This is a genomic window from Sunxiuqinia sp. (assembly GCF_055140945.1).
Genome location: NZ_JBSQYS010000050.1, coordinates 22,864 through 29,038 on the forward strand (window position 1 = coordinate 22,864; position 6,175 = coordinate 29,038).

7 protein-coding genes are annotated in these 6,175 nt (G+C 39.9%); 3 read left to right on the forward strand and 4 right to left on the reverse strand.

Annotation, left to right across the window (positions count from 1 at the left end):
- The first annotated feature begins 46 nt into the window (after positions 1–46).
- The 3 genes from lipB (at position 47) to ACTB00_RS17825 (ending at position 1,681) form a co-directional block, all read left to right on the forward strand.
- On the forward strand, positions 47–715 hold the full coding sequence (gene lipB / locus ACTB00_RS17815; RefSeq protein WP_463301264.1) for a lipoyl(octanoyl) transferase LipB: 669 nt from the start codon (positions 47–49) through the stop codon (positions 713–715).
- A 73-nt stretch (positions 716–788) separates the two neighbouring features.
- Complete coding sequence (locus tag ACTB00_RS17820) at positions 789–1,457, forward strand: class I SAM-dependent methyltransferase (protein WP_463301265.1); 669 nt, start codon at positions 789–791, stop codon at positions 1,455–1,457.
- Entirely contained in the window at positions 1,436–1,681 is a 246-nt protein-coding gene (locus ACTB00_RS17825) for a thiamine-binding protein (protein WP_463301266.1), read from the forward strand. The genes ACTB00_RS17820 and ACTB00_RS17825 overlap by 22 nt, the downstream gene beginning before the upstream one ends.
- A gap of 89 nt (positions 1,682–1,770) precedes the next feature.
- Here the strand turns inward: ACTB00_RS17825 and lpxA are convergent, their stop codons facing one another.
- From lpxA to ACTB00_RS17845, 4 genes are all read right to left on the reverse strand, one after another.
- Positions 1,771–2,553, reverse strand: a complete 783-nt coding sequence (gene lpxA, locus ACTB00_RS17830) for an acyl-ACP--UDP-N-acetylglucosamine O-acyltransferase (RefSeq protein WP_321288577.1) — start codon at positions 2,551–2,553, stop codon at positions 1,771–1,773.
- A gap of 25 nt (positions 2,554–2,578) precedes the next feature.
- A complete protein-coding gene (locus ACTB00_RS17835; RefSeq protein WP_463301267.1) occupies positions 2,579–3,967 on the reverse strand; it encodes a bifunctional UDP-3-O-[3-hydroxymyristoyl] N-acetylglucosamine deacetylase/3-hydroxyacyl-ACP dehydratase in 1,389 nt (462 codons plus the stop codon).
- Positions 3,968–3,988: 21 nt separating this feature from the next.
- On the reverse strand, positions 3,989–5,035 hold the full coding sequence (lpxD, locus tag ACTB00_RS17840) for a UDP-3-O-(3-hydroxymyristoyl)glucosamine N-acyltransferase (protein WP_463301268.1): 1,047 nt from the start codon (positions 5,033–5,035) through the stop codon (positions 3,989–3,991).
- A 37-nt stretch (positions 5,036–5,072) separates the two neighbouring features.
- Positions 5,073–6,175 (reverse strand): HD domain-containing protein (locus ACTB00_RS17845; protein WP_463301269.1); only part of this gene is annotated, 1,103 nt, incomplete at its 5' end.

Sequence of the window (6,175 nt, forward strand, 5' to 3'; positions counted from 1 at the left end):
ACCTAAATGATTTTGACATTCATTAATATAGAATTTACAACTAAAAATGGCTGATTTTAATTACGAAGATCTTGGTCAAAAAGACTATAAAGTTTGCTGGGATTATCAGGAGGAAATCCTTGCCGAAGTTCAGGCTGACAAAAAAGCGAAAGATGCCCCAAGTGAAAAAAACCGCTTTTTACTGGTAGAACATCCGCATGTATACACGCTTGGGAAAAGTGGTGACGAGCACAACCTACTGATTCATGACGATTTCATGAAGAAGATTAATGCCACTTATTACAAAATTAACCGAGGGGGAGACATCACGTATCATGGCCCCGGGCAACTGGTTGGCTACCCTATTATTGACTTGGAATATTATAAAATAGGGGTTCGCGAATACATCGAAAAAATGGAAGATGCCATTATTGCCACTTTAGCTCATTACAAGCTTTCAGGAAGTAGGAAAGAAGGGGCAACTGGTGTTTGGCTGGACGCTGAAATTCCTGCCAAATCACGCAAGATTTGTGCGATTGGAGTTCGTGTTAGCCGATATGTTACCATGCACGGATTTGCCTTAAATGTAAATACCGACATGCGTTATTTCAGCTACATCAACCCTTGTGGTTTTATTACTTATGGTGTTACCTCTCTTGAGCGCGAGCTTGGCGAGCACATGGACATGCAAGAAGTAAAGGAGATAATCAAAGAGAAGTTCAATTCGATTTATTAAATTTTTGGGCTCATCGCGATTTGAACTCGTGCTAATTCAAATTCTGAAATCAAAATTCAACTCCCTTGGTTATATGAATATTTTTCAAAAAAAGAAAGTCGCCCACGAGTATGATTCCTATTACACGACCGAACAGGGTAAAGAAATTGACGCTCTCGAAAAACAAGCCATTCAGGATTTAATAAACCCCATAATCCCTGGTAAGCTTTTGGAGATAGGTTGCGGAACAGGACACTGGACATCTTTTTTCAGTCAACAGGGGTTTCAGGTGACGGCTACTGACATCTCAGAAGCCATGCTGCAACAGATTCGAGCAAAGTCGCTTCCGAATGTAAAACTATTCAATGCTGATGTTTTACAATTACCTTTTCCTGATGACCATTTTGATCAGGTTGCGGTGATCACTGCGTTGGAGTTTTGCGGCAATATTCCTCAAGCCATGTCCGAAATTAAACGTGTGCTAAAACCTGACGGATGGTTAATTGCCGGATGTTTGAATGCCGACTCAACCTTAGGTAAAATCAAAAATCAGGATCCGGTATATAAACACGGGGATTTTATGACTCAATCAATACTCAAGAAACAGCTATCATCAATTGGCAAACCCACAATCACTGAAAGTGTTTTTCTATCTTCGGACTTGAAATTACTCGACCAACAAAGCAGTCAACCAACAATAGCAGGTGTGTTTATGGCAGCTGTTGTTCAAAAGCAAAAACAATGCACATCACAGTCGAAATAAGCTACTATCCGCTTGTGACCAATTACAACCAACCGGTTCTTGAATTGGTAGAGCTACTTAAAAAACATGAAGATCTATCGATTGCAGTGGGAACGATGAGTACTCAGATTGGGGGAAATTACGATGTCGTGATGCCCGTTCTGAACAATTGTATGAAACAACTGATGCAAAAATACCCTTCGGTGTTTAATCTTAAAATTGCAAATGCGTGCGAGGTGAAGTAACCTGGCAAAAAACACAAACTGACACTGAGAAAATTGCACAAAAAAACCCGGTTAAAACCGGGTTCTCCATATTCTAATTAAAGTGAAAATCAATCGGGGTAATAACCACGAATAATTCCACGTTTCGAGTCTTTTACAAATAACAGAATTTCATCACGTTCAGGAGTTGCCGACATTTCTGCTTCAATGATCTCGACAGCCTGCGCTGTGTTCAATCCTTTCTGATAGATATACCGATAAATTTCCTGTATCTCCCTGATCTTTTCATTATTAAAAGTTCTTCTGCGCAAACCGATTGAGTTAATTCCGACATAGGAAAGAGGCTCGCGTCCCGCTTTTATAAATGGAGGAACATCTTTACGCACCAATGATCCACCAGAGATCATTACATGCGAACCGATGTGACAAAACTGATGAATACCAGACATACCACCAATAATTGCCCAGTCGTCAACAATTACCTCACCGGCCAGAAGCGTGCTATTAACGATGATCACACTATTTCCCACAACACAATCATGTGCAATGTGAACATAGGCCATAATCAAGCAGTTACTACCAACCACAGTTTTCCCTCTGGCTGCTGTTCCTCTGTTGATTGTTACACACTCCCGAATGGTTGTGTTATCTCCAATTTCTACTGTTGTATATTCGCCTTTAAATTTCAAATCCTGAGGAACAGCACCAATAACTGCACCGGGGAAAATTCGACAATTCTTACCAATTCGGGTTCCAGGCATAATGGTTACATTAGAACCAATACGGGTACCTTCCCCAATAATGACATCCTTATCAATGGTAACAAATGGTTCAATCACCACGTTCTCAGCCACCTTTGATTCTGAATGCACGTAAGCTAATGGTTGTTTCATGCTATAATTGTTTTCAATAATTTCTTCAAGCCTTTACTATCTGTGCCATAAAATCGCCTTCTGCAACAATCTTATCACCAATATATGTTGTTCCTTTCATATTGGCAATTCCTCTTCTGATTGGCGAAACTAACTCAACTTTAAATAGAAGTGTATCTCCCGGGACAACTTTTTGTCGAAATTTAACATTATCTACTCGAATAAAGTAGGTTGAGTACTTCTCTTTTTTATCGTGTAAAACGTACAAACCTCCACATTGAGCCATCGCCTCGATCAATAAAACTCCTGGCATTATTGGTTCGTCAGGGAAATGCCCCTGAAAAAAAGGTTCATTAGCCGTTACATTCTTAACTCCTACAATATAATTATCTTTAATCTCTACGATTTTGTCAACCAACAAAAAGGGGAACCGGTGTGGCAAAAATGTTTTGATGTCGTTTACTGACATCAATGGCTTTTGCGAACAGTCGTATCGAGGAATTTCTTTCTCAATATCAAATTTCCTAATTTCCTTTTTCAGTAGCTTGGCAAATTCGGTATTCACTTTATGCCCGGGCTTTGTAGCAATAATACGACCTTTAATTCGTCTTCCTGCCAAACTCAAATCGCCAACAATATCCAGTAATTTATGGCGGGCACATTCGTTCTCAAACTGAAGATCAAGATTATTTAAAATTCCTTGCTCCTTTTTAACTTCAACATGTTCGTGATTGAATAAATCAGCCAGTCGGTTTAGTTCTTCCTGGCTTATGTCCTTATCCATTATTACGATCGCGTTATCCAAATCGCCACCTTTCACCAAGTTATTCTGAAGAAGAAATTCCAATTCACGAACAAAAACAAAAGTACGGCATGCCGCAATTTCAGATTTAAAATCACTCATTTTTTCCAGTACTGCGAATTGATTATTCAACACACTGGAGTTGAACGAGATCATCACATTCAGATTATACTCTGAATCCGGAAGGGCAATTATTTCAGCTCCCGTTTCAGCATCTTTGTAAACGATCTTCTCCGTAATTTCAAAATACTCCCGTTCGGCATTTTGCTCTTCTACGCCGGTCTTTTCAATGGCCTCAACAAAAGGCTTCGAACTACCATCCAGAATAGGAACTTCCTCATTGTCAATTTCAATCAATACGTTATCCAGATCCATTCCTGTAAGTGCAGCCATTGCATGTTCAATGGTGCTCAAACGGGCATCTCCTTTCCCGATAACTGTTCCTCTTGAGGTATCAATCACTAAATTAGCGTCAGCCTCCAAAGTGGGTTGATTTTCAAGATCTACGCGTTGAAATTTAATTCCATGGTTTTCGGGAGCTGGTTTGAAAGTCATATTTACCTGCACTCCCGTATGTAATCCTTTGCCGCTCAATGAAAATTCGCGGGCTAAAGTGTTCTGCTTAATTGTCATTCCCAAGTCGATTTCTTAAACTTAATCTTTGCCTAATTTCGATTTTAGTTCTTTTACTTCCTTTTGCAAATCATTAACCTGATCGCGCAATTGGGGAAGACGCCTATAAACAACGTAGGTTTTTAAAGCTTTATCATGATCCATCGCCGGTGCACCAAGGACTGTCCGATCGGATTTAATATCATTAGTAACGCCAGCCATAGCTCCTATTTTCACATTGTCTCCAATGGTCAAATGGCCTGCGATTCCGACCTGACCTCCAAACATGCAATTTTTCCCAATTTTCGTTGAGCCTGCGATTCCTACAAGTGCTGCGATTACCGTATTTTCACCTATTTCGCAATTATGGGCTATCTGAATCAGGTTATCCAACTTGGTACCTTGCCGAATAATGGTTGAGCCCATCGTTGAACAATCAATTGTTGTGTTTGCTCCAACCTCAACATCGTCTTCCAAAATCACATTCCCGACCTGCGGGATCTTTTTGTAAGCTCCATCAGGTGTTGGTGCAAAACCAAATCCATCGGATCCGATTACAGCTCCGGCATGAATAATACAATTGTTGCCAATTACAGATCCATCGTAGATTTTAGCTCCTGCATAAATAATCGTATTGTTTCCAACGGTAACATCAGAACCAATATACACTTGCGGGTAAATTTTGACGTTGTTTCCGAGTGTGGAGTTCTTTCCCAGATACGCAAATGCTCCGAAGAAAATATCCTCTCCAACCTTCGAAGAATCATCCATAAATGACGGCTGTTCAATACCTGTTTTCATTTTCTTCGCTTGCTCGTATAAATCAAGCAAAGAGGCAAATGCCTGGTAAGGATCTTCCACTCGAATGAGTGTTGTCTTAACTTCTTGTTCGGGCTTAAAACTATTATTAACCAGAACAATAGAAGCCTTGGTTTCATATATATAACGTTCGTATTTTGGATTTGCCAAAAAAGCCAGTGTTCCCGCTTTTCCATCCTCAATTTTCGAAACATTGTTTACGCTAACATTATCATCACCTTCAATCGTTCCGTTCAGAAACTCAGCGATGTTTTGTGCTTTAAATTCCATAATTTATTTCTTGCAGCGGTGCAAAAATAGGTTTAAATTAATTAATGTCCAATTCTTTCGGATAACAGACAAAATATTTGCGAACCATGTGCGACAAAGTCGATAAATTGATATCTGACGCCTCATTTATTTCCTTCACTTTCCCGCTCTTCATTAAAATATTAATTTTATCACCTTCTGAAGCATAAACGCTATTGGTAATCGAGTCATGAATAAGGAAATAATCTAACTCATCGTCAGCTACACCCCATCGCTGTTGAATCTGATTTTTAATCTTCTCAATCTTTTCAGGAGCGAAAGGAGAGTTTTTAACTTTTATGCGAAAAAGCTTCCGATTGATGACTGCACCCGCCAAATAGGCCAATATTTTATCCTCGTGATTTTGCCACTGTTTCATAGCCGAAATCAAATCACTGTCATCCAATTCTACGAACAGTTCTAACAGACTCTTCTTCTCATCAACCGACTGATTGACAAAACTGTCTATAGTAATCCGCTTTTCCAGAAATACTCTTAGCCCCGGCGTAGCAAACAAATCGTGTCCCCCCATTACAAGCTCTTTTGCACGCTGAAGTACTTTCACCAGCATGTGCTCGGCCGATAAAACCGTTTTATGCAAATAAACCTGCCAATACATTAATCTTCGGGCAATCAGAAATTTTTCTATCGAATAAATTCCTTTGTACTCAACCACCAAACTGTCGTTGCGCACATTCAGCATTTTAATAATACGATCTGAGCCAATAACCCCCTCTGTTACTCCGGAAAAAAAGCTATCTCGTCTCAAATAGTCTAATCGATCCATATCCAATTGGCTGGCGACCAACTGGTGTAGAAACTTCTTCTCGTATTCATTTTTAAATATTCGAATAGCCAGATCCAATCTCCCGCCAAACTGCCGATTTAATTCTTCCATCATCAAAAGTGAGATCATCTCATGTGAAATCCCATCAACCAACGAATGTTCCAGGGCATGAGAAAATGGTCCATGCCCGATATCGTGCAGTAAAATAGCACAACTTACCGCCTCGGCCTCCTCTTCAGTAATGTTCACTTTTTTCATTTGAAGGCTGGAGATCGCCAGCTGCATCAAATAATAAGCACCAACAGCGTGCTCAAAACGAGTGTGATTAACTCCCG